Origin of the sequence: Haloferula sp. A504 (assembly GCF_044385805.1) — a bacterium.
GTDB lineage: Bacteria > Verrucomicrobiota > Verrucomicrobiia > Verrucomicrobiales > Akkermansiaceae > Haloferula.
The window spans coordinates 22,031-45,192 of sequence record NZ_JBISBU010000002.1 but is presented as its reverse complement, the minus strand read 5'-3'; the positions used below and the strand labels follow the sequence as shown (position 1 = coordinate 45,192).

At 65.1% G+C, this 23,162-nt stretch carries 23 protein-coding genes; 13 read left to right on the top strand and 10 right to left on the bottom strand.

Annotation, left to right across the window (positions count from 1 at the left end; genetic code table 11):
- The first annotated feature begins 18 nt into the window (after positions 1-18).
- The gene (locus ACG2LG_RS01220; RefSeq protein ID WP_396255624.1) at positions 19-489 is read left to right on the top strand and encodes a GxxExxY protein; all 471 of its coding nucleotides are present in this window, start codon (positions 19-21) and stop codon (positions 487-489) included.
- A 54-nt stretch (positions 490-543) separates the two neighbouring features.
- Here the strand turns inward: ACG2LG_RS01220 and ACG2LG_RS01215 are convergent, their stop codons facing one another.
- A complete protein-coding gene (locus tag ACG2LG_RS01215; RefSeq protein ID WP_396255623.1) occupies positions 544-1,590 on the bottom strand; it encodes a CAP domain-containing protein in 1,047 nt (348 codons plus the stop codon).
- 134 nt (positions 1,591-1,724) lie between these two features.
- On the opposite strand from ACG2LG_RS01215, the gene ACG2LG_RS01210 reads away from it, so the two are divergent.
- From ACG2LG_RS01210 to ACG2LG_RS01200, 3 genes are all read left to right on the top strand, one after another.
- Entirely contained in the window at positions 1,725-2,072 is a 348-nt protein-coding gene (locus ACG2LG_RS01210; RefSeq protein WP_396255622.1) for an aspartate 1-decarboxylase, read from the top strand.
- Positions 2,073-2,140: 68 nt separating this feature from the next.
- Positions 2,141-2,821, top strand: a complete 681-nt coding sequence (secG, locus tag ACG2LG_RS01205) for a preprotein translocase subunit SecG (protein ID WP_396255620.1) — start codon at positions 2,141-2,143, stop codon at positions 2,819-2,821.
- Positions 2,822-2,910: 89 nt separating this feature from the next.
- Complete coding sequence (locus ACG2LG_RS01200) at positions 2,911-4,086, top strand: rhomboid family intramembrane serine protease (RefSeq protein ID WP_396255619.1); 1,176 nt, start codon at positions 2,911-2,913, stop codon at positions 4,084-4,086.
- 95 nt (positions 4,087-4,181) lie between these two features.
- On the opposite strand, the gene ACG2LG_RS01195 is transcribed toward ACG2LG_RS01200, so the two are convergent.
- The 3 genes from ACG2LG_RS01195 to ACG2LG_RS01185 form a co-directional block, all read right to left on the bottom strand.
- Positions 4,182-6,560, bottom strand: a complete 2,379-nt coding sequence (locus ACG2LG_RS01195) for a tetratricopeptide repeat protein (RefSeq protein ID WP_396255617.1) — start codon at positions 6,558-6,560, stop codon at positions 4,182-4,184.
- 199 nt (positions 6,561-6,759) lie between these two features.
- Complete coding sequence (locus ACG2LG_RS01190; protein ID WP_396255615.1) at positions 6,760-7,179, bottom strand: ExbD/TolR family protein; 420 nt, start codon at positions 7,177-7,179, stop codon at positions 6,760-6,762.
- Entirely contained in the window at positions 7,179-8,015 is an 837-nt protein-coding gene (locus ACG2LG_RS01185; protein ID WP_396255613.1) for a MotA/TolQ/ExbB proton channel family protein, read from the bottom strand. Before ACG2LG_RS01185 ends, ACG2LG_RS01190 begins: the two co-directional genes overlap by 1 nt.
- Positions 8,016-8,284: 269 nt before the next feature.
- On the opposite strand from ACG2LG_RS01185, the gene ACG2LG_RS01180 reads away from it, so the two are divergent.
- The 4 genes from ACG2LG_RS01180 (at position 8,285) to ACG2LG_RS01165 (ending at position 12,768) form a co-directional block, all read left to right on the top strand.
- Positions 8,285-8,821: a hypothetical protein gene (locus tag ACG2LG_RS01180; RefSeq protein WP_396255612.1), complete on the top strand. Its 537-nt coding sequence runs from the start codon at positions 8,285-8,287 to the stop codon at positions 8,819-8,821.
- A 79-nt stretch (positions 8,822-8,900) separates the two neighbouring features.
- A complete protein-coding gene (locus ACG2LG_RS01175) occupies positions 8,901-10,412 on the top strand; it encodes a GIY-YIG nuclease family protein (RefSeq protein ID WP_396255610.1) in 1,512 nt (503 codons plus the stop codon).
- 113 nt (positions 10,413-10,525) lie between these two features.
- Positions 10,526-11,101, top strand: coding sequence for an REP-associated tyrosine transposase (locus ACG2LG_RS01170; protein WP_396255608.1), 576 nt, complete (start codon positions 10,526-10,528; stop codon positions 11,099-11,101).
- A 107-nt stretch (positions 11,102-11,208) separates the two neighbouring features.
- On the top strand, positions 11,209-12,768 hold the full coding sequence (locus ACG2LG_RS01165; RefSeq protein ID WP_396255607.1) for a thiamine pyrophosphate-binding protein: 1,560 nt from the start codon (positions 11,209-11,211) through the stop codon (positions 12,766-12,768).
- 49 nt (positions 12,769-12,817) lie between these two features.
- On the opposite strand, the gene ACG2LG_RS01160 is transcribed toward ACG2LG_RS01165, so the two are convergent.
- From ACG2LG_RS01160 to ACG2LG_RS01135, 6 genes are all read right to left on the bottom strand, one after another.
- Positions 12,818-13,009, bottom strand: coding sequence for a hypothetical protein (locus tag ACG2LG_RS01160; RefSeq protein WP_396255606.1), 192 nt, complete (start codon positions 13,007-13,009; stop codon positions 12,818-12,820).
- A 146-nt stretch (positions 13,010-13,155) separates the two neighbouring features.
- Positions 13,156-13,512: a hypothetical protein gene (locus tag ACG2LG_RS01155; RefSeq protein ID WP_396255605.1), complete on the bottom strand. Its 357-nt coding sequence runs from the start codon at positions 13,510-13,512 to the stop codon at positions 13,156-13,158.
- Positions 13,513-13,648: 136 nt separating this feature from the next.
- Positions 13,649-14,617 carry an ABC transporter ATP-binding protein gene (locus ACG2LG_RS01150; protein ID WP_396255604.1) on the bottom strand — a complete coding sequence of 323 codons (969 nt, stop codon included), beginning with the start codon at positions 14,615-14,617 and terminating at the stop codon, positions 13,649-13,651.
- Positions 14,618-14,622: 5 nt separating this feature from the next.
- Complete coding sequence (locus ACG2LG_RS01145; protein WP_396255602.1) at positions 14,623-16,212, bottom strand: ABC transporter permease; 1,590 nt, start codon at positions 16,210-16,212, stop codon at positions 14,623-14,625.
- Positions 16,213-16,302: 90 nt separating this feature from the next.
- Positions 16,303-17,304, bottom strand: coding sequence for an extracellular solute-binding protein (locus ACG2LG_RS01140; RefSeq protein WP_396255601.1), 1,002 nt, complete (start codon positions 17,302-17,304; stop codon positions 16,303-16,305).
- Positions 17,305-17,417: 113 nt separating this feature from the next.
- Positions 17,418-17,771 (bottom strand): hypothetical protein, encoded by a 354-nt coding sequence (locus tag ACG2LG_RS01135; protein ID WP_396255599.1) that lies wholly within the window; start codon positions 17,769-17,771, stop codon positions 17,418-17,420.
- Positions 17,772-18,082: 311 nt separating this feature from the next.
- Between ACG2LG_RS01135 and ACG2LG_RS01130 the strand changes: the two genes are divergently transcribed.
- The 5 genes from ACG2LG_RS01130 (at position 18,083) to ACG2LG_RS01110 (ending at position 23,125) form a co-directional block, all read left to right on the top strand.
- Entirely contained in the window at positions 18,083-18,562 is a 480-nt protein-coding gene (locus ACG2LG_RS01130; RefSeq protein WP_396255597.1) for a hypothetical protein, read from the top strand.
- Positions 18,563-18,853: 291 nt separating this feature from the next.
- Positions 18,854-19,393 (top strand): YceI family protein, encoded by a 540-nt coding sequence (locus tag ACG2LG_RS01125; RefSeq protein WP_396255595.1) that lies wholly within the window; start codon positions 18,854-18,856, stop codon positions 19,391-19,393.
- Between the two features lie 9 nt (positions 19,394-19,402).
- Positions 19,403-20,581: an NAD(P)/FAD-dependent oxidoreductase gene (locus ACG2LG_RS01120; RefSeq protein ID WP_396255593.1), complete on the top strand. Its 1,179-nt coding sequence runs from the start codon at positions 19,403-19,405 to the stop codon at positions 20,579-20,581.
- Positions 20,582-20,651: 70 nt separating this feature from the next.
- A complete protein-coding gene (locus tag ACG2LG_RS01115) occupies positions 20,652-22,394 on the top strand; it encodes an RND family transporter (protein WP_396255591.1) in 1,743 nt (580 codons plus the stop codon).
- On the top strand, positions 22,391-23,125 hold the full coding sequence (locus ACG2LG_RS01110) for a ubiquinone/menaquinone biosynthesis methyltransferase (RefSeq protein WP_396255590.1): 735 nt from the start codon (positions 22,391-22,393) through the stop codon (positions 23,123-23,125). Before ACG2LG_RS01115 ends, ACG2LG_RS01110 begins: the two co-directional genes overlap by 4 nt.
- The last annotated feature ends 37 nt before the right edge of the window (positions 23,126-23,162 follow it).

Here is a 23,162-nt window from a genome sequence, read left to right as displayed (position 1 = left end):
GCTGGTTGGGGGGGGAGGATGAACCGCAAAGAACGCAGAGATCGCAGAAAAGAGGCAGAGATGCTTGATGAACCAAGACCGGGAGATTCCCTTTTCGGGGTCATGGAACCGAAAATCAAAGACCTGTGTGACCGCGTGCGGCAGACTTCTTACTACATCCACGTCTATCATGGGCACGGGCATTTGGAGAAAGTCTATGAGAATGCTCTGGCGCACAGATTGCGGAAGCTGGGGCTGAAGGCTGAGCAGCAGCGGGAGATCGATGTCTTCGACGAAGACGGGACGCCCATCGGCCACTACTTTGCAGATATCCTGGTCGAGGACATCCTGATTCTCGAACTGAAGGCCGTGAAAAAACTCGCTCCGGAGCACACGGCCCAGATCCTTGGCTATCTGAAATCCGCAAAATTGGAGCACGGGCTCCTGATCAACTTCGGATCCTATCAATTCGAGATCCGCAAATTTGCAAGAAGCCAATCACCAAGATGATCTTTGCGATCTCTGCGTTCTTTGCGGTTTGAAATCGCGGAGGTTCCGAACGATTCATTTCCTCCCCGTCATCATCGTCCAGTGGCGGCCGGAGATGCCGACGCCGAGGGTGTCGGGGCCGGCGGCGTGCATGATGAAACGGTGTCCGTCGGAGGCAAACCAGGCGTCGTAGGCGGCCTGGGCCTCGGGGGAGCCCATGTAGATGTTCTCGCCGGTGCCGCGGCCTTCGAACCCGGCCTTCTTCGCGCGATCCCAGGGGGTTTTCTTTCCGGGCACCGGGGACTCGTGGGCGAAGAATCCCAGGCGCGCCATGTCTTCGGAATGGCCCCTGGCGGCGTCGGAGAGCTTTTCGTCCATGCGCAGGGGCTGCAGCCCGAGCAGGAGGCGCTCGCGATTGAGGATTTCGGCAAAGGTCTTCATCGTCCCCGAAGCCCAGTTGCCGTGGCCGGCATTCGACTCCTTGGCGGCTTCGTGGGCGGCCAGGAACTCCCGGGTTTGCTCGAAGCGGCGGCGCAACTCCTCGAGGTGTGACGCTTCAAGATGATCCTCGAGCACGTACTCGCGGAGTTCGTCGTCGTCGAGGTCGCGGCTGTCGGCCTCGGGATCGAAGCGCTCGAGCTCGCGGTGGATTTCGAAAAGTGCCTCGAGGTGCCCCTCGACGGCCTGGTCGAAGTCGGTGGTGTCGACCTTGGCGGATCGTTCGAGTTCCTTGTGCAGGTCGTCGAGGGTGGCCATCTCGTCGCGCAGCATCGCGATCTGTTTCGGCTCCTTTTTCCAATCGGTGCGGATCAGCGGAAGGATGCGCTCGCGCTCGACCCTGAGGGCGTCGTCGGAGAGTTCGTGCCCGGCGTAGGGATTCGGCCGGTTGCGCGGGCCGGCGGCGAGCTTGTCGATGGCGTCCTGATGGTAGCGCCGGGCGCGTTCGAGGGAGGTCTCGTATTTCGGCATCGCCTCGGGTCCCATCTGAAGCCAGGTACGGTAGGCGGCCTGGCGCTTGGAGGCTTCGGTCGATGCCATCCACTGCTCGGCCTTGCGGAGAAAGGCCGCCTGGTCCCCGAAAACCGGCATCAGGAGCAGCAGCGGCAGCAGCAGGAGTTTCATGGGCAGGGAAAGGGAAGCAGGAACGGGGGATCTTGCAAGTGCCCGCGCGTGAGGGTCCGGCTGGTTCCCGCCACCACCTTAGTGGCTGCTTGGCGCTTGACCCGGGGGGGCGCGGGTGGTTCCGTCCCGGCGCCATGCTCCGTCAGGTGCTCAAGTCCAAGCTCTACCAGGCGGTCGTCACCGATTCGATCGTCGACTACGAGGGCAGCATCGAGATCCCCAGGGATCTGATGAAGGAGGCCGACCTGTGGCCCGGCGAGAAGGTGCTGGTGGCATCGATCGACACCACCGCCCGGCTCGAAACCTACGTGCTGCCCGGCGAGCCGGGAACCGGCAAGATTCTGGTCAATGGCGGAGCCGCCAACCGCATCAAGAAGGGCGAGCGCCTGACCATCATGGCCTTCGCACTCAGTGAAACACCGATCGAGCCGGTCAAGCTGGTGCTCGACGCCAACAACAACATCGTCCGCTCCGGTCGCTGAATGCTCCCGGGTTCCGGGGCAAAAGCCCGCTTTACAAGCCCGGGACCCTCTGACAGTTTCCCGCCCCCATGATTCTCGCGTCCATCGACTGGCTTTCGATCAGCATCAACCTGCTGCTGATTCTCTTCGTCATCACGGCGCTGCTGATGAGCCTGCTGATCCTGATGCAGCGCCCCAAGCAGGAAGGCCTCGGTGCCGCCTTTGGTTCGGGCATGACCGACCAGATGTTCGGCGCGCGGACGACCAACGTGCTCCAGAAGGGCACCGTCTATCTTGGATCCCTGTTCTTCATTCTCACGCTGACGCTGGCCATCCTCTTTGCCCGCAAGAACGAGCGGGGCAATGCCAGTTCGATGGTGGTCGAGGAAACGCCCGCCGAAGAGGAGGTCGTGACCCCGCCGGTGGAGGAACCGGTCGAAGAGCCCGCAGAGACGCCCTCGCTTGAGGAGTCGCTCGAGGGCCAGCTCGATCCAGGCGAAACGGATTCCGCCGGGGAAACGGATCCGTCCGTCGAGTCCACCGAGCCTGCGGAAGGGACGACCGAGTCTCCGGATGCCGACGAGTCTTCGGCCGGCGATCCAGCCGGCACGGCGACGGAAACCACCGAGCCTGCCGCCGAAGAGGCTCCTGCTGAAGAGCCTGCCGCGGAAGAGGCTCCCGCGGAGGAGTCTCCGGTTGAAGAACCTGCTGCCGGGACGCCGCCAGCCAGTGGCGATGCCGGAGCCGGAGAGGCCGGCGAGCAGCCCTGAGTGGCCCACACCATTCTTGAAGGGCGCACGGAAGTGCGCCCTTTTTCATTCCAACAGTTCGGGAGTCCGGAGACGCTAGGCCGATAGAAATGAGCGAACCCGCGCCAACGGACCTGCCGATCTGGGCCCGGCCCGAGGCCTTTCCCCGAGCGGGCGAAGGTTGGGGCTGGATGGACCGGAAAGGGCGGCGCCACCCCAGCTCGAGCTTTGAGGGCCTGACCTCGGCCATCGTCGACGATGCCGGGGCGCGTGTGGATCTGGTGTGGACCCCGGATCACACGCACCTCGTGTTGCCCGAGGAGTTGCCGGAACTGCACCCGGCCCTGAAGGAGGCGAGGATCCGCTGGGCCGAGTGGGAGATCGAGGAAGGGCGGCGGCAGATGATGATCTTCGGGGGATTTCTCGTGCTGCTCGGCCTGTATTCCCTGACCACCGGCAAACCGGTCCTCGGTTTTGGTCCCCTGGGGCTCGGGATTCTCTTGTTCCTCGCGCTGGGTTTTTTCCCCTGGTACCAGGGCAGGAAGCGCCTGCGCCGTGCCCGGAGCTGGGTCGAGGGCGAACTCGAGCCCGACCTCATCGGGCTGCGGTTCGAAACGTGGCTGATGCGCCAGAAGGCACCGGTGACCCGCGGTCTGATCATTCTATTCGGGGTGATCGGGGTCATCCAGTGGCTGGCTCCCGGAGGCATCGGCGAGACGGTGGCCCGGGCCGGGCTGGTCAAGGAAGGCGGGCGGCCGGCCGACTGGTGGCGCCTTGCCACGGCACCGTTTCTCCACGGCAACCTCATCCATTTCCTCTTCAATGTCTCGGCGCTGGCTTATTTGGGCCGGCGCATGGAGGTGCTGGTGCGCTGGCCGCACGTGCCTCTCGTCTTCGTGCTGGCGGCATGGATCGGCGGTGAGGCTTCGGCCTGGTTTCTGCCGGACAAACCGTCGCTCGGGGCATCGGGCGGCCTGCTCGGGATGCTCGGCTTCCTGCTCGTCTTCGAGTGGATGCACCGGCCGCTGGTGCCGGAGAGTTCGCGGCGTCGCCTGCTTGCCGGGCTGCTGCTGACCGCGGCGATCGGCCTGGTCGGCTTTGCCTTCATCGACAACGGCGCGCACGGAGGAGGCGTGCTGGCCGGGATGGCCTATGCCTTTGCCGTGTTCCCGGGTTCGTCGTCGGCGCGGCGACCGACCGAGACCGGGCTCGACCGTGTGGCCGGAGGGATCGCCCTCGGGCTGATCATCTGCTCGGTCGCGTGGACGGCGTGGGTGCTTTGGTAAAAGCTGAAAAACTGAAATTCTGAAACGCTGAAATTCGACAAAGGAATGCGCTCCCCGGATGTTTTCAGCTTTTCAGGATTTCAGCGTTTCAGCTTTTACTCCTCCGGTTCCCAGTCGGGATACTTGCTCTGGAGTTGCTGGCGGTACTGTTCGGCGTCCTCCGACTTGCCGGCTTTTTCCAGGGCGGCGATGAGCTTGTAGAGCGCCTTGGGTTTCACGATGCGGTCGTTGTCGTCCATGAGTTGGACGGGGAGAATGTAGGAGCGGACGGCTTCCTCCGGGGGCTTTCCTTCGGCCATCAGGATGTCTCCCCGGACGAGGTGTAGGGCGGCACCCACCCGGCCTTCGGGGCGCAGGCTGAGCCCTTCCTCCACGGCCTTGGTGGCTTCGTCGAAGCGCTTCAGGTCGAGCAAGGCCTGGCCCTTGTCGGCCAGCGTGTCGGCGCGCCAGGCGGGTTCCTGCTCGGCGGCAAGGGCATGCTCGATGGCGCTGAGGGCCCCGGCCGGATCGCCGGCGCGGATGCGGGCCTTGCCGAGGAAGCGCCACACCTCCTTGACCACCAGTTCCGGATTTTCGTCATCGGCGATGAGGTCGTAGAAGCGCGCCGCATTGATGAAGTCGTCGGCGTTGAAGGCCTGGTCGGCGGCCCAGCGGATGAGCGGCTCGGGCAGATCGCCGGCGTAGTCGCCTTCGATCGCCTTGCCGACTTCGGTGATGAGCGGAGTCGGGCTTTTCTCGGCGAGATGAACCAGGCACAGCAGCAGTCCGGCGTGCTTCGAATAGAGCTCGGGTGCCAGCTCGCGCGCCTTTTCAAGATACGGGATGGCTTCGCCCCCGCGGTTGGTCTTCACCATGCCCCAGCCGGCCCAGTAGGAGGCCTTGGCGGTGGCGGCGGAGTCGGCATTCCCGACCTTTTCCAGAAACTCGCGGTAACGCGCGACCATGGCTTCAAGCTCGTTGCGTTGCTTGTGGATGGCCGCGCCCTCGAGGTAGGCCAGGCTCAGGAGTTTGGGATCCTCGGTGAGCTCGATGATCTTCCGGAAGTCCTCGAGCGCCTTGCCGGTGGCACCGGTGGTGGCGAGGGCCCGGCCACGGGCGGCGAGCGCCAGAGGGGCGCGCTCGTCGTCGGGATAGGCGGTGAGGAAGGCGTCGAGCGATCCGATCGCCCCCTCGGGATCGCCCGCCTCGGCGAGGCAGCGTCCACGCTGGTAGAGCATCCCCTTGCGGTTCTTCTCCGAGATCGCGGCCGGGTCGATGTCGCGGTAGGTATCCGCGGCCTCCGCCGGTTTGCCTTCGGCGTAGAGCGTTTCCGCCTTCATCAGCAGGGCGGTGTGGATCTTCGGGTCGCGCGGATGCTTTTTGCGATAGAGCTGGAGGAAGGCCTCGACCTGGTCGAGCACGTGACGACCCTCGATGCGGTAGAAGCAAAGGAGCCGGTAGTAGGTGGCGTCGAAGGCATACTTCGAATCCGCATCCTGCAGCCGCTCGACCTCGCGGAAAAGCGGCAGCGCTTCGGCGTTGCGGTCCAGCATCATGAATGCCCGGGCCGCCAGCATCAGGCGGCGGGCCTCGCGTTCGCCCTCGCTGCGATCGGTGCTGCGCTGGAAGATCGAGACGACATCGCTGTACCGCTTCTGGTCGAAGCGGGCCGCCATCATGGCGATCTGGGCATCCGGGCGGTAGTCCTCCATCCCGGGCGTCTTGAGAATGAGGTCGAAGTAGAGGTCGGAGCGTTTGCTGTCGCCGAGGCGGGCGGCGACCGCGCCGGCGTGCAGGGCGGCCTCGCCGCGCAGCTTGAGCGTCGCGCGGGACACGGCGACCTGATCGAGCAGGCGCAGCGCGTCGTCCAGCTTCCCGTCGGCGGCGAGCAACTTGCCGTAGCCGATGCGTGCCTTGTCGATGTAGGGGTTCTCTTGTTCGGGATCCTCGATGACCGAGCGGAAGTAGCCCTGGGCCTGCTTGCCGCGGCCCATCAGTTCATAGCTCAGGCCGGCGTAGTAGAGCCCGCGCTGGCGTTCGGCCGGCTTGGTCGCGATCGTGGCCAGCTTGTCGAAAAGAGTCGCGGCGAGGGCATATTCGCGGTTGTTGAAATGATCGGCGGCCAGCTTGTAGGCGGCGGCGGCGGCGTAGCGACCGCGACCGAAGCGGTTGAGCAGCGAGTGGAAGCAGCGCTTGGCATCCTCGACCCGGCCGACGGCGTAGTAGGACTCGCCGAGATACCACCAGGCCGGTTCGGCGTTGGGGTGGTTCGGGAACTGGTTGAGGTAGCGGACGAAGATCTCGATCGAGCGGAAGTAGAGGTCACGCTGGACCGGGCCGCTCGAGCGCTTGGCCGACTCGTAGACATTCCGGCCGTGCTGGAAGGAATCGACCGGTGCGTTGGGCTGCAGGGTCGGGTCCACCGGCTGCGCGCGAGGCACCTCCTGGGCAGCCAGAAGGGTCGGGAAAAGCAGCAGAAGCAGCGTGTGGCGCATGGTGGAAGTGTCGGGATATGGGATCGATTTGCAAGTCGTCGAACGACGGATCCCCGGCTACTCAGCGTTCTCCGGAGTTCTCGTTGCCAAGGAAATCTCCTGAATGCCGGCTTCTCGGCAGATGTCGACGACCTCCATAAGGTGTCGGGAGGCGTCAGACGATGGCGATAATCGATCCCTTTTTCACGACGAGAGATTCCTAGTTCCCGGTCTCGGGTCGCTGGGTGGCGAAGGAAATGTTCCAGATGCCGGCCTGCTGGCAGGTGTCGATGACTTCGACGATCTTCTGGAAGGGCGTGGTGGCATCGCCGCGGACCCGCACCGGCTGGTTCTTGTGCTGGGTGGCGATGGCGGCGAGGGTCTCCTTGAGCTGATCCTTGGTCTTGGTCTCGCCCCACACCGATACCGAACCGTCGGTGCGCACGTTGAGCACGATCTCGCCGAGCACCCGCTTGGGATCGGCCCCCTCCTCGGAACTGGGCACCGCGATCTTGAGGTCCATTTCCTCGCGCGAGAACTGCCAGGTGACGATGAAGAAGATCAGCAGCAGGAACACGATGTCGATCATCGGTGCCATCTGCATCGCCGCGGGTTGCGGCTCTCGGTTCTGGAACTTCATCAGATGCCGTGAAGATCGGGACGGTCGTCGGCCAGCGGGGAAGGAACGGGCATCGCGTAGTCATCCGAGCGGCGCTGCTCGGGGGCCGGCTCGCGCTGCGGTCGCTCGCGCTGGACCTGCGCGTGGAGCATCGCCATCAGGTGGGTGGTGGCGGCCTCGAGTTCGGACACGTATTTCTGTACTCGTCCGCGGAAGATCGAGTAGAAGACGAGCGCCGGGATGCCGACGACCAGGCCGGTTGCCGTCGTGACCAGAGCCTCCGAAACACCTTCGGCCAGTTTCATCTGCCGCACGCCCTCGAAGGCTCCGCCGGAGATTTCGAGGAAGGACTTGATCATGCCGATCACGGTGCCGAGCAGGCCGACCATCGGCGCGATCGATCCGATGTCGGCGAGGTAGGTGATGCGCGAGCTGAGCATGCCGGCCTGGCGCGAACCCTCCGACTCGGCGATTTCGCGGACCTCGCCGAAGGTCGCCGAGCTGTTCTTTGTCATGAACTCGAGGCTCTTCTGGGTGATCCGCGCCATGCATTGGTTCTGGCGGTGGCTGTGGCTGATCAACCCGAGGTAGTCGCGCTTGCGGATCATGGCCTCCGCCGTGTTCATGAAGCGGTCGCTGACGACGGCGTTGCGGCGGATGGTCAGGAGGTAGAGAAGGATGAGCACCATCGCCGAGACCGAGAGCACGGCCAGCGGGTACATCATCACGCCGCCCTTTTCGACGATCTCCATGAAATCGAACTCGCGCGCGGGGGTGCCGGCATCGCCTTCCTCGGCGGCGCGGGCGACCGTTGCGGTCAGGAGCAGGATCGCCGTTGGGATTGGGAAGCGCCTCATGTTGGGGCGGAGTTTAGCGGAGGATGCCTTCAAGGCAAGGGTGGGGGCGGAACCCCGGACCAACCCCGAAAAGGCCTTGGCTCCCTGGGAGCGTCGCCTAACCTGAGAGGAGCGTGTTATCTTTCTTCCCAAGTGAACGTGGGTTTTATGGCGGCATCGTTCCGGCGGTGGTGCTCGGACTCATGTTGTCGGCGGAGGCCGAACCGCGATCCGGGGGACTCCAAGGGAGCCGGGGGCTGGAGGGTGGCGATGGATTGCGATCAGGCAGGATGGAGCTGCAGGGTGGAAAGCGTCCAGAAAACACCCGACTTCAGTCTGGCCGCAGGCAGTCGGCGATTCGCCTGCAATCGGCCCGGAACGAATCGTCCGCGCGGTCCGTCGGTCGTGTCATTCCCGGCGACACCGCTGCCGGGAACGCCCGCCGGGGGCTCTCCGAAGCCAGCCTGCAAGGGGCGGCGACCCGCATCCCGAAGAGCCGGATCGGAGAGCTGCTCTTCGACGTCGCCGGCGAGCTCGAGGGGATGGAGGTGGACATGCGCGAGGAAGCCGTCGGCTACTACATGGCGGCCTTGGCGGATCCGGAGGGAGACCGATACGAGGAGGCCAAGCGCCGGCTTCGCCGGATTTTTCTCTATGGCGGCCTGCCCCACGAGGAGGCGGCGAGGCTCTACGAAGGGGGATGGTCCATCTTCACCGAACTGTCGGAGCCCCGGATCGGTCTGGACCGCGAAGGTCTCGCATCGGCCCGCCGCGACCTGCGGGAACTCCGGGCCGAATATCACCGGCAGCGGCTGCGTGGACGGTAAGTTGCAGGTTGCCGAATGAGCGGTGCGGGGCTTGGCTTGCACGAGAGTGGCGCAGGATTTCAAAGCCAGACTGCGGGAGGTGCCGCACAAGCCGGGGGTCTATCTGATGAAGGACCGCCTCGGCTCGATCATCTATGTCGGCAAGGCGCGGGACCTGCGGAAACGGCTTTCGTCGTACTTCATGGCCTCGCGCAAGACCCGCGCGGACCTGAAGACGCGCGCGCTCATCGACACCATCGCCGACTTCGAGATCCACGAGGTGCGCAACGAGGCCGAGGCGCTGCTGCTCGAGGGCAAGCTGATCAAGGACTACCGGCCGCGCTACAACGTCTCGTTCCGCGACGACAAGCGCTTCCTGCTGGTGAAGATCGATCCGGCCGAGCCGTGGCCTCGCTTCGTGCTCACCCGGCTGAAAAAGGACGACGGCTCGCGCTACTTCGGACCCTTCGCCCATTCGGGGGCGCTGCGGGCCACCCTGTCATGGATCAACCGCCGCTTCGGCCTGCGGGTGTGCCGCCCGCGGGTGCCGGACGAGGTCGCCTACAAGCACTGCAACGCCGACGTGATCCGCAACTGCTCGGCGCCCTGCGTGGATCGCATTTCCCGCGAGGACTACATGGCGAAGGTCGACGAGGCCTGCGAGGTGCTCGCGGGAAAGGGCCGGCGCGAGATCTTCGACGAGCTGGAGGCCGACATGGAGAAGGCGGCCGGCAAGATGGACTTCGAGAAGGCGGCGCTGCTGCGCGACGTGCTCGGCAACCTGCGCAAGACCCTGAATCCGACCCGGCGGTTTGCGCGCGGTCGCGGCGTGCCGACGACCGTGAAGCCGACCGAGGATCTGGCCGAACTCGGCGAGGAGCTCGGTCTCGCCGGGCCGCCACGGGTGATGGAGTGCTTCGACATCTCGAATGTGTCGTCGAACCACATCGTCGCCTCGATGGTGCGCTTCACCGGAGGCCGGCCGGACAACCAGAACTACCGCCGCTACCGCATCCGCACGGTGGCGGGTCAGGACGACTTCGCCTCGATGGCCGAGGTGATCCGCCGCCGCTACTCGCGGATCCTCAAGGAGAATGCGGAGGGGGCACCGGAGTTGAGTGATTCCCAGGAGGACGTGGTCGAGATCCAGCGCCGCCTGGCGAAGGAAGGCCGGGCGAAGATCGTGTTGCCGGACCTCGTGATCGTCGATGGTGGCAAGGGTCAGCTTACGTCCGCGGTGAGGGAGCTACGCCAACTCGGGCTGCACGAACTGGCGGTGATCGGACTCGCCAAGCAGCGTGAAGAGGTCTTCGTGCCGGGCAGGAGCGAGCCGATCCTGATCCCGCACGACCGGGGGGCGTTGAAGCTGCTCCAGCGCATCCGCGACGAGGCGCACCGCTTTGCCAACGGCTACAACGAGTTGCTGCTGCGTCGCCGGATGAAGGAGAGCCTGCTCGACGACTGCCCGGCGGTCTCGCCCAAGCGCAAGCAGGCGCTGTTGGCGAAGTTCGGCAGCGTCGAGCGCATCCGCAAGGCGAGCGCCGCCGAGATCGCCAGCCTGCCGGGCATCTCCGAAAAAAGCGCCGAGGCCATTCTGGAGTGGCTGGGGTAAGGCTTGCCGATTCGGAGATCGGCGGTCCTCACGCGCGGACCGCCGATCTCCGAATCGGCAACCTTGTGAGCTTTCGGACTTGAAAAAGCTGTTCAAGTGAATACTTATTCAGCATGCCCGAAGCCAAACAGCGTGGCTGGTATTCACGGGGCTACCTACCTCATTTGGATTTCCGAGAGGCAATTCAGGCGGTGACCTTCCGGTTGGCGGACGCGGTGCCAAGGCACTTGATCGAACGCTGGCGATCCGCGCTTCGCTACGAGTCCGAAGAGGAGAGAACGCAGCTGCTGAGAAAGATCGCCAGGTACGAAGACGTCGGTGCAGGGGCCTGCCTGCTTCGCAACCCGGACCATGCCCGGATTGTCGCGGAGACCTTGCAGCATTTCGACGGCGATCGCTATCGATTGCTGGAGTGGGTCGTGATGCCCAATCATGTTCACGTCCTCTTTCGACCTGATGCCGCGACCTTGGATCGCATCGTGCAGAGCTGGAAGCGTTTCAGTGCCCGCCAGATCAATCGCCGTCTCGAACGGTCTGGAATCGTCTGGGCCCGCGACTACTTTGATCGCTACATCCGGGATGAAAGTCACTTCAACCGTACCCGTGCATACATCCGCAACAATCCGGTGAAGGCGGGCCTGTGCTCGGAGCCGGAGGAGTGGCCCTTCGGGAGCGCGTTCCGGGAGTAATGGACCGCCGATCTCCGAATCGGCACCCAAGTCAATGCTCCAAGATGCCGATTCGGAGATCGGCGGTCCTTTCTTGGCCAGGCATCGCTCCTTGCTAGCATCCCGCCGTGACGAGTTGGGACATCGCTGTGGAAACGGTGCGGGATTGCCTGGCGAACGGCGTGCGGGAGTTCGTCGTGTGTGCCGGGGCTCGGAATGCGGCGCTGGTTGAGGTGCTGGCGCGGGCGGAAGCGGCGGGCCACGTGACCCTGCGACGGCACTTCGAGGAGCGTTCGGCGGGATTCTTTGCCCTCGGCCGGACGATGCAGGGAACCCCCTGCGCGGTGGTCACGACCAGCGGCACGGCGGTGGCGGAGTTGCTGCCGTCGGTGATCGAGGCGGCCTATCAGGGACGGCCGCTGGTGCTGGTCACCGCCGATCGCCCGGCGCGATTCCGAGAATCCGGCGCGCCGCAGTGCATCACCCAGCCGGGGATTTTCGGTGGGCACGCCGGCAGCGGCGACTGGCAGGCATGGGACCGGCGGTCGCCGTGGCATGTGAACGTGGAACTCGAGGAAGAGTTCGAACCCGGCGAGTTGAGTCTCGCGGATGAAGGTCGGCGGCACGGCGCCGAGTGGCCGCGCCTGGCGATGGCGGGACTGGCCCGCTGGCTCAAGGACGATCTCTACCGCGGACTCGTGGTGATGATCGGTGAGTTGGAGCCGGAAGATGCCGAGGATGTCTACCATTTCATCCATGACCTGAAGGTGCCGGTGGTGGCGGAAGCGACCAGCGGCCTGCGCGAGGCGCTGGGCCCGCTGGTGCTGGCGGATCCGGACCGCCAGCTGAAGGCTCATCCACCGGGCAAGGTGCTGCGGCTGGGGGCGGTGCCGAGCGGGCGCTTCTGGCGCGATCTCGAGGAGATGCCGGAGACCGAGGTGTGGAACGTGACCCGCAGCGGCTATCCCGGTCTGGCACGCGAGTCGCACACGATCCAGGCCCGGGTCGGGGCCGCGATCCGTGGGCTGGGAGAGGTCGAAGTCGCGGACGACGCCCTCGATTTGTTGGAAGGCAATTCGCGACGGGCGGCCCTGATCGACGAGTTGCTGGAGGCCTTTCCCGACAGCGAGCCCGCCATGCTGAGGACGCTGTCCACCTACGCGGCGCTGGGCTCGGGAGTGTTCCTCGGAAACAGCCTGCCGATTCGCGAGTGGAACCTGTTCGCGCAGTGGGACGTGCCAATCCCCGAAGTGCGCGCGAATCGCGGAGTGAACGGGATCGACGGCCAGATCTCGACCTGGCTCGGCTGGACGGCCGCGCGCGAAGACGCGTGGTGCGTGGTGGGGGACCTGACGGCGCTTTACGACCTGGCGGCCCCGGCGATGCTCGGGCAGGTGGAGCGCAAGGGCCGGGTGCTCGTGGTCGTGAACAACGGCGGCGGGCAGATCTTTTCCCGGGTGCCGCGGCTGGCTTCGATGAGCGGGCGGGGTCGTGAGCTGATGCTCAACCCTCACGAACTCTCGCTGGAAGGGTGGGCGTCGATGTGGGGGATGGATTATCGGGTGATCGACTCGCAGGATGGTTTCGACGCGCTGGAGCCGGGTGAAAAGCCGCTGCTGGTCGAGCTGCGGCCATCGGCGAGCGAGACCACGGATTTCTGGAGTCGCTGGGACGGGTCGCCGGCATGAAAAAAGGCCCGCCGTTTCCGGCGGGCCTTGGAGAAGGAGGCAGAGACTGTCAGCTGGCCTCGAAATCGCCGCACCAGTCATCCTGGGCGGTGGTGGGGAAACGGGATTCCACCTTCACATCGTCATCGATCTCGAAGGTGATCAACTGCGGCGCATGGCGGCGGCATTCACCGTCCCCGGCAGCTCCTGATTTCCAGTGGGCGCAGCTTGCGCAGGCTTTGGTCGTGGTTTCGCTCGTCATGATCTTGTGTTGGTTCGTTGTCTCAATAGGCACAACACCAATTGCCGGATTTCCAAAAGATCAAAAGGTTTCTGGTTGAGAGTCAGTCTCAATAAGAGCGAAGACTTCGTCCCATCGGCAATGCGGCAGGACCCACGCCCGGCCCTTTACGAGCCACGCCTTGCGGCGATGAAGGATCGGATGCAGGTGACCAGAAAAACCAGGCTCACGATTCCGAGAAATACCTGGCTGTAGGCGGCCAGTCCGGGTTCGGAGAAGACCTTGCGCAGGCCCATCCCGAAGCCGCCGAGGAGGCCGAGCAGACCGACCACGGCGGCGGCGTGCATGGCGTGCTTGCGCGCCCCTTCACTCCGACCGATCACGCCACAGATGGCGAGCAGAACGCCGAAGATGGCGGGGATGAAGGCGGTGAAGCTCCGGCTTTCCGAGATGAAATAGGAGACGACGGACCAGAGGATCAGGAGAACTCCGGAGATGATGGCGGTGCGGACGGCGGTGGTCATGGTGGGATGGCGGTTCGTTGGTGTTGGATTGAAGGAGGAAGCGGTCGATCAGGGCCGGTGCCTGGCCGATGATCGGGGTGCTGCAACGCACCACGCGGGATCTATGGCGTGGATTTCCGGTCTTTCCATCGCAATTTCAGTGGCGGGCGGGACGGGGAACGATGCCGACCCGGGTGCCGGTTTCGACCCGGTCATCCGCTCCGATCTGAACGCGGATCAGGTTTTCGTCGTCGTGGGTGCGGACGAGCACAAGCTGGCACGAACCCAGGAAGTCGACCCGCTCGATCCGGCCACAGGCCAGGCAATCGTCCTGGTCGCCGGAGCAAAGACCGAGTTCCTCGGGCCGCAGGCATTGTGGCACCTCAGCGCCGGGAAGTAGATTGACGCCACCGAAGAGGGCGGCGACCTCGCGGTCCACCGGGTGGCGCCAGACCACGCGTGGCGGGGCGCATTGCACGAGTCGACCGTCCCGCAGCACCGCGATCCGGTCGCCGGCGGCGAGGGCGTCGTCGCCGTGGTGGGTGACGAAGATCGTGGTGATGCCCCGCTGGCGGAGGACCTCCAGTGTCTGGCTGCGCAGGTGATCGCGGAGCGAGGCGTCGAGGTTGCTGAAGGGCTCGTCGAGGAGGATCAGTTCGGGGTCGGTCGCGAGTGAGCGGGCCAGGGCCACGCGCTGGGCCTCGCCCCCGGAAAGCTCGGCGGGATAGCGGTCGGCGAGGCCGTCGAGTCCGACCATCGCGAGGGCATCCAGCGCCTGCTCGCGACGCTTTGCACGGGGCAGGCGGTGCAGACCGAAGGCGGTATTTTTCAACACCGTGAGATGGGGAAAGAGATCCCCGGACTGCGCGACCATGCCGATGCGGCGTCGCTCGGGGGGCAGATGCAGCCGGGGGCCGGTGAGGGTTCTCCCGCCGAGCGTGATGCGGCCCTTGCTGGGCGTCTCGAGGCCGGCGATGCAGCGCAGCAGGGTCGACTTGCCGCTGCCGCTGCCACCGATCAGGGCCAGCACCTCGCCGCGGCTCAGCTCCAGGGTGATGCGGTCCACCGCCGGTCGGGAGTTTCCGGGGTAGCGATGGGTCAGGGATTGAATGTCGAGCAAGCTCATGGGATTCAGCGGCGTTTCCAGATCAGGAGTTCGACCACGATCAGGCCGACCGAGCCGATGGCAATGATGGAGAGGGCGGGGGCGGCGCAGGCGAAGACCTGGCCCTGGGTTGCCAGCCCGTAGGTCCAGGTGCCGAGGGTGTCGTAGTCGAAGGGACGCAGGATCAGGGACAGCGGGAGCTCCTTGAGAACATCGATGAAGACGAGAATCGCGCCGGCGGCAAGGCTCGGGCGAAGCAGGGGCAGATGGACCCGGAGGAAGGCTTGCAGCGGGGTCGAGCCGAGCAGCCGGGCCCCGTGATCGTAGCCCGCCGGGATGGCGTCGAGGCCCTCGCGGGTGAGCTGGCCGGCGACCGCGAAGTAGCGCGCCGTGAGCCCGTAAACGAGCCACAGCAGCGATCCGGAGACGAGCACCGGAGCCAGGAAATCGGGCAGAACATCCCGCGCCGAGGCGGCGGTGCCGAAGAGGGCGATCGCGACCACCGCCCCGGGCGCGGCATAGCCGGCGATCGATGCCGTGCGGGCGGTGAGGTCGTGGAGGCGGTCGCGGTGAAAGCGCTGGACGGCGGTGAGGACGAGGGCTGCCAGCAGGCAGATTCCCGTGACCCCCAGGCCGAGGGAGAGGCTGTGCCAGGACGCGCGCAGGAAGGGGCCGACTTCCTCGGGCCCGCCGGTGACCCGCAACCATTGTCCGAGGGTGAGCAGGGGATAGAGGAACCCGATGGCGACCGGGAGGCTGCACGAGAGCAGGCACAGCGCGGCAACGACCGGACCGGGTTTCTCGCGCGGGTCGGAGGCACGCTGGCGGCTGTCGAACCCGGCGCGACCCCTCAGGCGGATTTCCGCGAAGCGGGCCAGCAGCACGGCCAGCAGCATCCACGCCGCAAGACGGCGGGCGCTCTCCAGGTCCCCGAGTTGGAACCAGGTGCGGAACAGGGTGGGGGTCAGCGTCTGGACCCCGAAATGGGCGACTGCGCCGTAGTCGTTGAGGGTTTCCATGGCGACCAGGAACAGCCCGGCCGCGAGCGCGGGGCGGGCGAGTGGCAGGCTGACGCGAAAAAAGGACCGCAGCGGTCCGGCGCCGAGGGTGCGCGCGGTTTCGGCGAGCCGGCTGCCATGGCTGGCGAAGGCCGACCGGGCGGCCAAAAAAACGTAGGGGTAGAGGACCGCCGCCAGCATCACCGCCAGCCACGCGAAGCGATGGACCTGCTCGACGATCAGGAAGGTGTCGACGCCGTGGCGGTTGCGGATTTCCACCAGCCACGGGATGAGGGCCTCGCGGGCTTCGGTGCTGACGTAGGCGGCGACGTAGGGCGGGACCGCGAGGGGCAGCACCAGCAGGATCGAGAACAGCCGCCGCCCGGGAAAGTCAAAGCGGGTGACGAACCACGCCGCGGGCACCGCCATGAGCAGGGTCAGGGCGCAGACCGAGATGGTCAGGATCAGCGAGTCGCGGATCGCCGGGGCGAGCAGGTAGTCGCGGACCTGCTGCCACGAGTCGTCCGGCACCGCCGTGAACAGTCCGGCAAGGAGATGGGCCACCGGCAGCAGCAGCAGGGCGCAGACGATCCAGAAGATGAGGCGGAGGGTGGTCACGTCGGTGACTGTGGCCGGGGCTTCCAGCCCCGTCGCCAATCAAAACAAGGGTCGAGGCAACGGGCCTGGAAGGCCCGGCCACGTCATTGCTCAGGGCCAGCCGACGAGGTTGAAGATCCGGACCGCGTCGACGGTGTGGCTGGAGAGTTCGTCGAGGGATTCGAAGTCCGGGGTGAATTCACCCCAGCCCTTCTGGATGGCCGTGGGCTCGACCCCCTTGACCACGGCGTACTCCGCATTGAGTTCCTGATAGAGCCCCTGGATTTCATCGGAGGTCAGGAACTCGAGCAGCTTCACGGCATTCTCCAGGTTCGGCGCACCCTTGATGATGCCGCCACCGCTGATGTTGACGTGGGTGCCGCGCCCGTCGAGATCGGGGAAGACGACGTTCACGGCAGCCCGGGCGGCGCGGTCCTTGGGGTCGTCGGATTTCTCGAGCAGGCCGAGGTAGTAGGAATTGGTCACCGCGATGTCACCCAGGCCGAGGGCGACGGCCCGGATCTGGTCGCGGTCGCCGCCCTGGGGTGGCCGGGCCATGTTGTTCTTCACTCCGCCGGCCCACTTCATGGCGGCATCCCGGCCGCTGGCGGCGATGATGGCGGCGAGCAGCGACTGGTTGTAGTGCGAGGTGGAGGAACGCACGAGCACCCGGCCGCGATACCCGGGTTCGGCGAGTCCGGCGTAGCTCGTCGGCGGGCTTTCGAGGCGCTCCTTCGAGGTCGCGAAGACGCGGGCGCGCATCGTCAGCGGGACCCAGGTGCCGTCCGCCGCGGCGAGGCCGTCGAGAATCCGGTCCTCCACCGTCTGGCTGTCGTGGGCTTGGAAGAGGCCCTTGGCGGAGGCGCGGCCGAGGGTGGCGGCGTCGACCGTGATGTAGAGATCAGCCTGCGGCGCGTCCTTCTCGGCCTCCATGCGGGCGATGAGCTCATCGGCGCCGGCCTTGACCACCTTGACCTCGATCCCGGTCTGTTCGGTGAACTGCTTGAAGATGCGCTTGTCCGAATCGTAGTGGCGCTCGGTGTAGAGGCGGACTTCTTTGGCGGCCGTCGCGGCGAGGAACAGGATGTTGAGGAGGAGGATGACTCGTTTCATGACACGGGTGGGGTGGGGCAATAAGAGGCCTGATGCTCGGATCGCAAGAGTTGCTTGACGGGGCCTTCAAGGGAGAGGCCCGCGACTCTGGAGCAGATGAAGGGGAGGGAAATTCAGGCGGCGCTTTTGTAGCGGAAACGCAGCTGGATGCGGCGATCGCGGAAGGATCGGTCGAAGCGCACGGTCTTGATCGCCTGGTGACAGAAACTCTCGAGATCCGCGGCCTCGTCGAGGCGCACGGGCAGCACGTCGATCTCGCGTCCGCCGGCGCTGACCTCGACCTCGAGGTGCTGCTCCAACCAGTGCCGCAGTGGCTTCAGCGCACCCGGCTGGCGGAGGTCGCCGAGCAGGCCGAAGAAGCAGCTCACGCACTTGCCGGGATGGCCGTGGGAAAGCAGCAGATCGCGGAGATCAAGGAGAAGATCGGCGCCCTTCGAAGTCGTGGGCGTCACGGTGGGCAGCAGCATTTGAAGATCGCTCGGCGTCACGGGAAGAAACTTGCCGCTGTTGCGATTGAGTCGCAATACAAATTTACAAGGGTGTGGAACCGTGGAAAGTCGTCGCCTCGATGCTCCCTGGAGCGGCAGCTCAATCCGGTGCCGGCCGATTTGGTGCCATGCCTGATGGAATCCGTGCCGAAAAATTGGATGGTGATTTTTTTGAATGCCTGTATTTTCCGGGTCATCAAGGGCCGTTTGATCTGATGACGCCGAAGCAACCCAACCTCCTCCGGTTTCGAGCCTCCACAAGGGTGGGGCGGCGGCGGGTTCTCGGGTTCATGTCGTCGGCACCGGCCCGTTGTCTGGCGGCGGTGTTGCTGCTGGGTGCCTGTTTTCCGCAAGTCTTTGCCGGGGTGCTGGTGATGGGGAGCCTGCAGGGTGACCACGAGCTCCAGTGCCATTTCGACAACCACCGGGTCGAACTCACCCTTCACCATCCCCGGTTATCCGCGGTGCTTGGAACGGCCCAGCGGACTCACCGGCACACCATGGTCGAGAAACTGCTGGTTGGCCGCGGGGTTTCCCATGACGAGCCGGATCACCGATGGAGTTTCGGATGGCAGGAGATTCTGGTGGATGACGACGAGTCCCGGGATCAGGAAGTGGGCTGGGTTGCCTGTCATGAGCCGGGATGCATCGAGGTCGTCCGCTTGGAGGTCGCCGGGTGCGACCGGGTTGCTGTCGCGTGCCCGGACGCCGCGGGCGGCGGATTGTCCCCGCCGCGAGCGATGCGCCGCGGCGAGGTGATGCGGCGTTGATTCCTGCGGGATCGCCGGTGCTGCCTTTTGCCCGGCCCGTGGAAGGTCTGCTTTGCAGGCATGCCTGCCCCCGGTCCGGATGATCGTCGGTCGTGCCGTGCGGGTGTTCGAGCCAGACCGTTGGGACGGTCGGTCCGGGGCATGAATCCAGGCGGACCCTGCGACGGGTGGCCTTCGGGATTTCAAGGCACCACCGATCCATGGAATGGACGGACCTTTGAAAAGTGAAGCGTGCGGGGATGTGGCCCTGCCTTCGAAAAGGATGGAGAAGTGACAATTGAGATGAACCAAATGAAAAGACTTATAGGAGCCGCCTTGTGCGGCATGTTGATGGTGGCATCCGCCGGTGCGGCGACGCTGAAGGTGGACAAGGCCCGTAGCCGGATCCAGGTGGATGGCCGCTCCACCGGACATGGATTCACCGGGACGCTCAAAGACTACACGGCGAAGGTTTCCGGCGATCCGGCAACCATGAAGCCGCACACCTTCGAGTTGTCATGGGAATTCAAGGACCTGAAGACCGAGGACAAGAAGCGGGACGCGGAGATGATCAAGTGGTTGGGCGGGGGGTCTCCGAAGGGGTCCTTCAAGTTCATCAAGACCTGGGAGCAGGACGGCAAGACCCATGCCCAGGGACGGATCACGATCCACGGCGTGGACAAGTTGATCGCCTTTCCGTTCACGGTGAAGAAGGACGGAAACTGGGTGACCATCGATGGCGTTGCCACCCTCGACTACGAGGACTTCGGGCTTCCCATCATCCGTGCGCTCGCGGTGATGAAGGTGGATCCGGAGCTGACGGTCCGTTTCCACATCGTCGGAAAAGTCTAGCCGGAGACCATGAGGAGCTACGATGTTGTGATTGTGGGCGCGTCGGTCTCCGGCGCGTCGCTGGCGGCATGTCTCGGGAAGGCGGGGCTTGCGGTGGCGCTCGTCGACAAGGCGTCCTTTCCCCGCCGGAAGGCGTGCGGCGAAGGGCTCTCGAACGTGGCCCTGGCGGCACTGGGGCGAATGGGTTTCGAGATGGGGGACGTGGTGGACTCCGGCCTTCCCTACTATGCCTACCGTATTGATCTCGAGGGAAGATCCCATGAATTCGCGACGGGCAGGGAGCGACGTCTGAGGGGCATCGGCATGCAGCGGACGCTTCTCGATCAGGCGCTGCTCGACCAGGCCTCGCGCCTTCCGGCGGTCTCCTCGATCTGCGGGGTTGCGGTCAGCGGGGTGCGGGAGGATCCGGAGGGCTATGTCGTTTCGCTGTCGACCGGTCAAACCCTGCGCGGGAGGCACCTCGTGCTCGCCGATGGCGCCAGCTCGCCGTGCGGGCGGATGCTCGGCATCCCGGTACACCGGAAGGCCAATCCATTGTGGGGGATGAGTTTCATCCTGGAGGGGTCGTTCAGCCGGTTTGCGGGCGAGGTCGTCGTGATTCTGAAGGAGGGCTTCGAGGTCAACTGCACGCCGGTGAGTCCGTCGCGCCTGAACGTGACCTTTCTGGCGAAGAGGGAAAAGGTGAGGGCGCTCCAGGATCCGCGTCTGCGGGCCCGCTTGCTGGCGGAAGCGAAGGAGAAGTCCTGTTTCACCGGCCAAGCGATGGGGAAACCCCTGCAGGTGGGTCCGGTGGGCACGGCGAGGCGGGGTTACGCTCACGGCTCGGTGATGCTGGTCGGCGATGCGGCCGAGAACCTCGATCCGATCGCCGGCATGGGCATGACCCATGGCATTCTGATGGCGGAGATGGCGGCGGAGAGCCTGATCCCGGTTTGCCGCGACGGGGTGGAATCCGGACCCTCCCTGGCCCGCTACGCGGGACGCGCGGGGCGGATGGGACGGTCCTACCGGGGATTCACGCGATTGACGGCCTCGGTGCTGCGAAGCCCCGCCCGGCGTGTCCTGTTGCCCGCGCTCTCGGCCACCTTCCTGCCCGGGGTGATCCGCTCCTCGCTGGATGAAGACTCGACCTGGGAGTCTCATGCCCCGGCGTTTCCGAAGCGGATCCTGAGTCTGGCCGGGGTCTGAACCCGGTTCGGGTCCCTGCCTCGAAAACCACCCGTGATCTCCATCCGACACCTCGAAACCCCGGCTCTCCATGCAGTGGCTTGTTGAGCGCGGGCGGGTACCGTTCCTGATCCTGATCGGAGCGGTGACCCTGCTGCTGGCCTTTCGCTGCCTCCATCTGGAGGTGGACCGGGACAATCGTTCGATGGACGCCGACAATGCCGGGCAGGCGTTGCTGGAGGCCCGATTTCGCGAGAATTTCGACGAAGGTGAATCGATCCTGGTGGCGGTCCGGCACCCCGACCTGCTCGGGGACGGGGGACGGTCGGCCCTCCGGCGAATGGTCGCGGAGCTTGGCGCCCTGGAGGGAGTGCGACGGGTCACGAGTCTTGCCGATACGGATTTCGTCGTTTTGCCCCACCAGGTGGGCCTGCTGATTTCGAAGGACCAGAGTGTGACGGCCATTCGTTTGGTCCTCCACGAATTCTCCGACAACGGTGAAACCCTTGCCCGGCTCGTTCGAGAGCTGGAAAGGATCACCGATGCGCACGCGGATGACTTCACGAGGATTGCGATCACCGGATTGCCGATTCAGAAGTACGAGGTGGGGCGGCTGGTGCGCAGGGACCAGCGGATGTTCGCGCCCTTGTCGCTGCTGGTGCTGGGCACCGTCCTGTTCGCGATCACCCGGCGGCTGTCGGGCATGCTGTTTCCCTTGCTGGTCTCGGTGCTGACGATCTGCTGGACGCTCGGGGTGTATTCGTGGACCGGACATTCGCTCAACATGATCACCTCGCTCCTTCCTCCGGTGATCATGACCTTGTCGGTGGCCACGAGTATCCACATCTACATCGAGTGGCTGGGCAGCAGGGAAACGGACCGCGTCAAGAGGATCACCGGCGCCGTGCGCACGCTCTACAAGCCGTGCCTCTTTGCCACGCTGACCACGGCGATCGGCTTCCTGAGCCTGCTTCTCAGTTCGACCCCGGCGGTCCGGCATTTTGGATTGTTCGCGGCTCTCGGGGTGGTGGTTTCCTTGTTGCTCGGCGTGGCCGGCCTCGCGGTGGGATTGGGATTTCTCGTCCCTCCCGTCTCCGATCGTCTGCACGGCAACCGGGGCTGGGGATTCTTCGACCGGATGCTCCAGGCGGTGTCCGGTCTGTCGGTGAATCACCCATGGAAGGTGGTCGTGGTTGCGCTGGGGGTTGCTGCGGTCGGCGTGTCGGGCCTTCAACGGATCCGGACCGACACGGACCTCCTGCATTTCCTCGGGGGCGATTCCCGGCTGGTGTCGGATACGGAGTTCATCGACGGCCATCTGGCCGGAGCCTCGGCCATCGAGCTGCTGGTGGAGTGCGCGGATGGCAGTGCGGTGGAAGACCTCGGCCCGATCACGGACTTCGAGGACCGGGTCAGGAGGATTCCGCACGTGAGGGCCGTCACGGGAATCGCGGACCTGCTTCCGGAGTTCGCGATGACCTTGCTCGAACGGGGAACGCCTCTTTCGAAGGTCCTTGCGGATTTCGAGGGAAACCCCTTCCTGACGAAGGATCGGGCAAAGCTGCGGATCACGGTGAGCACCGATCTGATCGGAACGGAGAAGGGGGAGCAGGTGGTTGACGCGATTGGTCGAATGGCGGGCGAGAGCCTGGGAGGAGCGTACAAAGTGATCCCGGTCGGGGGATTCTACCGGGTGATCACGGAGTCGAACCAGCTGGTCGACTCGCAGCTCAGGAGCTTCGGGGTTGCGATCGTCTGCGATCTGCTGGTGCTCCCGTCATTTCTCCGACTGGCCTCCCCGCGCGAGGCGAACCACCAACACGAATATCCATGAAGACCGAGAAGTTCACCCTCCGCGCCCATGACTGGCTGCACTCGAGCGAGGGCAAGAAGTGGTTCAATGAGAAGCACTTCGCCGAATCGGCACCACGCTATGATCTGGCCACGCGCCTGCTTTCGCTGGGTCAGGACATGGGCTGGAAGCGCAGGCTCGTCGCCAGTCTCCCCGCAATCCCGGATCCGGTCTGCGTGGATGTCGCTTGTGGCACCGGCGATGTGGTCTTCCTGCTGGCCCAACGGTATCGGGAGGGAAGCTTCACGGGTGTCGACCTGACTCGTGAAATGATCGAGCTGGCGAAGGGCCGGAATCGGGATGCCAGGGTCCGTTTCCATTGTGGTGAGATGAGCCGGCTCGGGATGCCGGACCAGTCGGTCGATGTCCTCACGGGAAGCTATGCGATCCGCAACGCCCCGGACCTCGGCGAGGCGCTTGCCGAGTTTCATCGGGTTCTGAGGCCCGGCGGCACGCTGGCACTGCTGGATTTTTCGAAGCCTCGATCGGCGATCCTCCAGAGGATCCAGTTCCTGCTGTTGGGATTCTGGGGCGGCTTGTGGGGCCTGGTGCTTCACGGCAATCCGGAAGTCCATGGCTACATTTCGAAAAGCCTGCGGAGCTTTCCGGATGCGGAAAGCCTCGAAAGGAAGTTCGTGGAGTGCGGGTTCGAGTTGGTGGAAGCCAGGAGGCACTTCGGCGGGATGATGATGCAGTACCTGCTCAGGGCGTGAACTCCGCCCCGGGACCTGTTGGAGGGCGCGGCGGCGC

Coding starts and splice junctions, on each gene's coding strand:
- ACG2LG_RS01215 (WP_396255623.1), bottom strand. CDS start 1,590: ATGAAACTCCTGCTGCTGCCGCTGCTGCTCCTGATGCCGGTTTTCGGG.
- ACG2LG_RS01135 (WP_396255599.1), bottom strand. CDS start 17,771: ATGCTGCTGCCCACCGTGACGCCCACGACTTCGAAGGGCGCCGATCTT.
- ACG2LG_RS01170 (WP_396255608.1), top strand. CDS start 10,526: ATGCCCGAAGCCAAACAGCGTGGCTGGTATTCACGGGGCTACCTACCT.
- ACG2LG_RS01200 (WP_396255619.1), top strand. CDS start 2,911: ATGAGCGAACCCGCGCCAACGGACCTGCCGATCTGGGCCCGGCCCGAG.
- ACG2LG_RS01190 (WP_396255615.1), bottom strand. CDS start 7,179: ATGAAGTTCCAGAACCGAGAGCCGCAACCCGCGGCGATGCAGATGGCA.
- ACG2LG_RS01185 (WP_396255613.1), bottom strand. CDS start 8,015: ATGAGGCGCTTCCCAATCCCAACGGCGATCCTGCTCCTGACCGCAACG.
- ACG2LG_RS01150 (WP_396255604.1), bottom strand. CDS start 14,617: ATGAGCTTGCTCGACATTCAATCCCTGACCCATCGCTACCCCGGAAAC.
- ACG2LG_RS01210 (WP_396255622.1), top strand. CDS start 1,725: ATGCTCCGTCAGGTGCTCAAGTCCAAGCTCTACCAGGCGGTCGTCACC.
- ACG2LG_RS01110 (WP_396255590.1), top strand. CDS start 22,391: ATGAAGACCGAGAAGTTCACCCTCCGCGCCCATGACTGGCTGCACTCG.
- ACG2LG_RS01155 (WP_396255605.1), bottom strand. CDS start 13,512: ATGACCACCGCCGTCCGCACCGCCATCATCTCCGGAGTTCTCCTGATC.
- ACG2LG_RS01130 (WP_396255597.1), top strand. CDS start 18,083: ATGTCGTCGGCACCGGCCCGTTGTCTGGCGGCGGTGTTGCTGCTGGGT.
- ACG2LG_RS01140 (WP_396255601.1), bottom strand. CDS start 17,304: ATGAAACGAGTCATCCTCCTCCTCAACATCCTGTTCCTCGCCGCGACG.
- secG (WP_396255620.1), top strand. CDS start 2,141: ATGATTCTCGCGTCCATCGACTGGCTTTCGATCAGCATCAACCTGCTG.
- ACG2LG_RS01160 (WP_396255606.1), bottom strand. CDS start 13,009: ATGACGAGCGAAACCACGACCAAAGCCTGCGCAAGCTGCGCCCACTGG.
- ACG2LG_RS01195 (WP_396255617.1), bottom strand. CDS start 6,560: ATGCGCCACACGCTGCTTCTGCTGCTTTTCCCGACCCTTCTGGCTGCC.
- ACG2LG_RS01120 (WP_396255593.1), top strand. CDS start 19,403: ATGAGGAGCTACGATGTTGTGATTGTGGGCGCGTCGGTCTCCGGCGCG.
- ACG2LG_RS01180 (WP_396255612.1), top strand. CDS start 8,285: ATGGAGCTGCAGGGTGGAAAGCGTCCAGAAAACACCCGACTTCAGTCT.
- ACG2LG_RS01220 (WP_396255624.1), top strand. CDS start 19: ATGAACCGCAAAGAACGCAGAGATCGCAGAAAAGAGGCAGAGATGCTT.
- ACG2LG_RS01115 (WP_396255591.1), top strand. CDS start 20,652: ATGCAGTGGCTTGTTGAGCGCGGGCGGGTACCGTTCCTGATCCTGATC.
- ACG2LG_RS01125 (WP_396255595.1), top strand. CDS start 18,854: ATGAAAAGACTTATAGGAGCCGCCTTGTGCGGCATGTTGATGGTGGCA.